Origin of the sequence: Streptomyces sp. NPDC052052 (assembly GCF_040680455.1) — a bacterium.
GTDB lineage: Bacteria > Actinomycetota > Actinomycetes > Streptomycetales > Streptomycetaceae > Streptomyces.
Map to the genome: position 1 here is coordinate 1 of NZ_JBFAWU010000053.1, position 4,517 is coordinate 4,517.

Genomic DNA, 4,517 nt, shown 5'->3' on the forward strand with positions numbered 1-4,517 from the left:
ACCGGGAACGCCGCGTACAACCCACCTCCCATACCCGGACGCTGACTCCCCTGCCCAGTAAAGAGAAAAGCAGTGCGCCCCTCGGCAACCCTGCCACGCACGACATCCGGCGTGCCCTCACCACGAGCGAGCGCGGCAACCCCACCCAGGAGTTCAGCCCGGTCCCCGCCCAGCACCACCGCACGGTGCTCGAACGCGGTGCGGGAAGTGGCGAGCGACAGGGCGACACCGGCGGGGTCGAGCTCCGGCCGATCCTCGGTGAAAGCCCGCAGCCGCGCGGCTTGGTCCCGCAGCGCGCGGTCGGTACGGGCGGACAGCACCCACGGGAGAAGCAACTGCCCCGCAGGCCCGTAACCGCCGACTGCGCTGCCCGCGGGCAGCGCCACCGGAACGGATCCGGACATGGGTTGCGCCGTCCGGTGCGGCGCCTCGGCTATGACAACGTGGCAGTTCGTGCCTCCCATACCGAACGCGGAGACTCCGGCGACCAGCCGCTCGTCGGGACGCTGCCAGGGCGTGTGTTCGGTCTGCACCCGCAGGCCGAGGGAGTCCAGCGGGATGTCCGGGTGGGGCTCGGCGAAGTTGAGGGACGGCGGGATCTCCCGGCGGGCAACCGCGAGCGCCGCCTTGACGAGGGCGACGATGCCCGCGGCGCCCTCCAGGTGGCCGACGTTGGTCTTGGCCGAGCCGACGAGAAGCGGTTCCTGCGATGTGCGGGTGCCACCGAAGACGGCGCCGAGTGCGGCCGCCTCTACGGGGTCGCCCGCCCTGGTTCCGGTGCCGTGGAGCTCCACGTAGCCGACCTCGGACGGGGTCACGCCCGCCTGCTCGTGGGCGAGCCGGATCACGGCTTCCTGCGCGCCGCGGTCGGGGACGGTGAGACCGCGGCCGCCGCCGTCGTTGTTGACTGCGCCACCGAGGATGACGGCGAGGACGTCGTCGCCGTCGGCCTCGGCGTCCGCGAGCCGCTTGAGGACGACGATGCCGCCGCCCTCGCCGCGTACGTAACCGTTGGCGCGCGCGTCGAAGGTGTAGCAGCGGCTGTCCGGCGAGAGTCCCCCGAACTTGGTCACCGACACGGTGCTCTCCGGCGCCAGGATGAGGTTGACACCGCCCGCGAGGGCGAGCGCGGACTCGCCCCTGCGCAGGCTCTCGCACGCCTGGTGGACGGCGACGAGCGCCGAGGACTGGCCGGTGTCAACGACGAGACTCGGCCCGCGCAGGCCGAGGTGATAGGAGACGCGGTTGGCGATGATGCCGCGGTGCAGGCCCGTGGAGGTGAACGGGCCGATCGCGGCGGCGCCGGTTCGGTGGAGCAAGGTCGCATAGTCGTCGAGCATTGCCCCCGCGAAGACGCCGGTGCGGGTTCCGCGGAGGTCGCCGGGCAGGATGCCTGCGTTTTCCAGGGCCTCCCAGGCGAGTTCGAGGACGAGGCGCTGCTGGGGATCCATAGCCGCTGCCTCGCGCGGCGCAATGCCGAAGAACCGGGCGTCGAAGCCGTCAACCCGGTCGAGGAACCCGGCCTGGCGGGCGTGCGTGGTGCCGGGGCTCGTGGGGTCGGGGTGGTAGAACTCGGCGGCGTTCCAGCGGTCTTCGGGGATGTCACGCAGGGCGTGCTCGCCGTTGCGCAGGAGCTGCCAGAAGGCGTCCGGGTCGGGTGAGCCGGGCAGTCGGCACGCCAGACCGACGATCGCGATGGTGTGGGGGTCGTAGGACTTCTTGCTGGTGGTCATGAAATCTCTCACCCTCACTGCGGGAGCCCGCCAAGTTCCGAGTCGATGAATTCGAAGATCTCCGAGGCCGCGGCTCCCCGGATCCGGGAGGCGACGCCGTCGTGGTCCTGCTCGCCATCCGTATCACCCGCGTCACGCACAGGCACGGACCATTCCGTCAGAAGCTGCTGCAGCCGGGTGCTCACCATGTGGCGGTACGCGCTGTCGTCTGCCGCAGGCCCGCGCCCCGCGTCCTCCAACACGGCTTCCAAACGTTCGAGTTCGGCGAGAATGGGGTCGGTCGCGGTCTGCTCGGCAGGCGCCACAGCTGCCAGGAGGACGTCCACGACCGCCCCGGGACTGGGGTGGTCGAAGACGAGGGTGGCAGGGAGCCGGAGGCCGGTGGCCGCGTTCAGGCGATTGCGCAGTTCCACCGCCGTGAGCGAGTCGAAGCCGACCTCCTTGAAGGGCCTGTCCGGTTCGACGCGGCCCGGTTCTCCGTGGCCGAGGACCGCGGCCACGGTCGTACGGACCAGGTCCAGCACTGCGCTCCGGCTCGCCTCCGCGTTGAGGCCTGCTAGCCGCTCGGCAAGGGGCGCGTGGCTGGTGCCGGGCGCGGCTGCGCGCTGGTCCGGTACCCTGACGATCCCTCGCAGTACGGGCGCCAGCGCTCCGGATGCGGCCTGGGAGCGCAGGCCCGCAGGTTCGAAGCGGGCGGCAATGACGGCGGGTTCGCTGCTTGCGAGCGCCGCGTCGAACAGGGCGAGGCCGGTGACACCGTCGAGCGGCAGCAGGCCACCGCGCCCGGCGCGGGCGAGGTGCGCGCCGTCCAGGGATGTGGCGAGGCCCGCACCGCCCTCGGTGCCGTCCTGTTCACCCCACAAGCCCCAGGCGAGGGAGGTGGCGGGCAGGCCGAGGGTGTGCCGGTGCTGGGCCAGGGCGTCCAGGAGGACGTTTGCCGCAGCATAGTTGGCCTGCCCCGCGTTGCCGACCGCGCCGGCGAGGGAGGAGAACAGAACGAATGCCACCAGGTCCTCTTCGCGGGTGAGCTCGTGCAGATGGAGCGCGCCGTCGGCCTTGGGTCGCCACACCGTCTCGAACCGGCCGGTGTCCAGGGCCTGCACCATGCCGTCGTCCAGGACGGCGGCGCTGTGCACGACCGCGGTGAGGGGGTGTTCGGCGGGGATGCCCGCGAGGAGTGCCGCCACCGCGTCGCGGTCGGCGACGTCGCAGGCGGTGATAGTCACCTCCGCTCCCAGCGCGGCAAGTTCGGCAACGATCTCGTCGGCGCCGGCCGCCGCGGGGCCGCGGCGGCTGGTGAGCACCATGTGCCGGACGCCGTGCTTGGTCACCAGGTGGCGGGCGAGCAGTACGCCGAGCGTACCGGTACCCCCGGTTATGAGCACCGTGCCGTCCGGGTCGAGGTGCTTCACCGAGCCCGTGGAGCCGGCCGGTTCCGCGCCGGGAATGTACGCCTCCCCTCCCCTCAGGACCACTTCGGGCTCACGGGCGGCCAGAGCGTGCGGCAGCGCACGCGCCGATGCCTGTGTGCCGTCGGTGTCGAGCAGCAGCACACGGCCCGGGTTCTCCGAGCGGACGGTGCGCAGCAGGCCCCAGACGGTGGCCGCCGCGGGGTCAACTGTGGTGTCGCCGGGGACGAGCATTGCGCCACTGGTAACCACGGCGAGCACGGTCCGGTCGAGCCTCTCATCGGCCAGCCAGGCGTGGACCGCATCCAGTTGACGGAAAGTCTGCTCACGTGCGCGGTCGGCGATGGCGGCACCGGAATCTCTGTCCGGGGCGGCCTCGGCCTCCACCACGATCAGGCCGGGAGACGTACGCTCCATCGCGACAGCGTCACCCAGGGTCACGAGGTCCGGGAACACGGCGCCCGCGAGGCCCAGGGCCTGCGCCGTCCAGCCGTCGGGGTTGTCCCCGATGAACACGGTGCCGGGCGACGACTGCGCTGCCGTGTCCAGGAGCTCGGTCTTCTGCCACCGTATGACGCGCAGCGGCACGCCGTCAGTTCCCAGGGAGGCGATCCGGGCCGGGGCGATGGTGCTCAGGGTCAGTGCCCCGACCTCACCGATCAGCATTCCGGCCTGGTCGGCCAGAGTCAGCTTCGCCGTCTCCTCGCCCGTGTGGGAGAGCGTGACGCGCAGGGCGCGAGGGGTGCCCTCGCCGTGCCGCGTGACCGATCTCCAGGAGAACGGGATGCGCAACGGCACCGCGCCGTCGCCCGCATCGGCCTCCGCCAGGGCGGTGACCAGGAGCGGGTGCAGGGCCGCGTCCAGGAGGGCGGGGTGCAGGGCGTGCCCGGCCGGATCGGCGTCCTCGGCCAGCGCGATCTCGGCGTACAGACCTTCTCCGTCGCGCCACAGCCGCTGAAGCCCCTGGAAGGCCGGCCCGTAGTCGTATCCGCGCTCGGCGAGGCGCTCGTACACTCCATCGAGTTCGACCGGGGTGGCACCCGACGGCGGCCAGGCAGCCTGTGTCTCGGGGGTGGCCGCGGGCGCGGCGCCGAGGACGCCGGTGGCGTGCCGGAGCCAGGGGCCCGGTTCGCCGTCCGCAGCTTCTGTCCTGGCGTGCACGGCCAGCTCCCGGCGCCCGGTGGTGTCGGCCGCCTCGACGCCGATCTGTAGCTGCACACCGCCGTACGCGGGAAGCACGAGGGGCTCATGGATGGTGAGCTCCTCGACGGCGTCCAGGCCGAGTTGGCCGCCTGCGTGGAGGGCGAGGTCGACGAAGGCGGTCCCGGGCAGCAGCACCGTCCCGGTCACCGCGTGATCCCCCAGCCACGGCTGC

The 4,517-nt window shown here is 72.2% G+C and carries 2 protein-coding genes; both read right to left on the reverse strand.

The genetic code is table 11. From position 1 onward, the window contains the following. On the reverse strand, positions 1-1,733 hold a 1,733-nt coding region (locus AB0L71_RS32585), incomplete at its 3' end, for a beta-ketoacyl synthase N-terminal-like domain-containing protein (RefSeq protein WP_365250335.1). 14 nt (positions 1,734-1,747) lie between these two features. Continuing rightward, positions 1,748-4,517: SDR family NAD(P)-dependent oxidoreductase (locus AB0L71_RS32590; RefSeq protein ID WP_365250338.1), on the reverse strand; the 2,770-nt coding region annotated here is incomplete at its 5' end.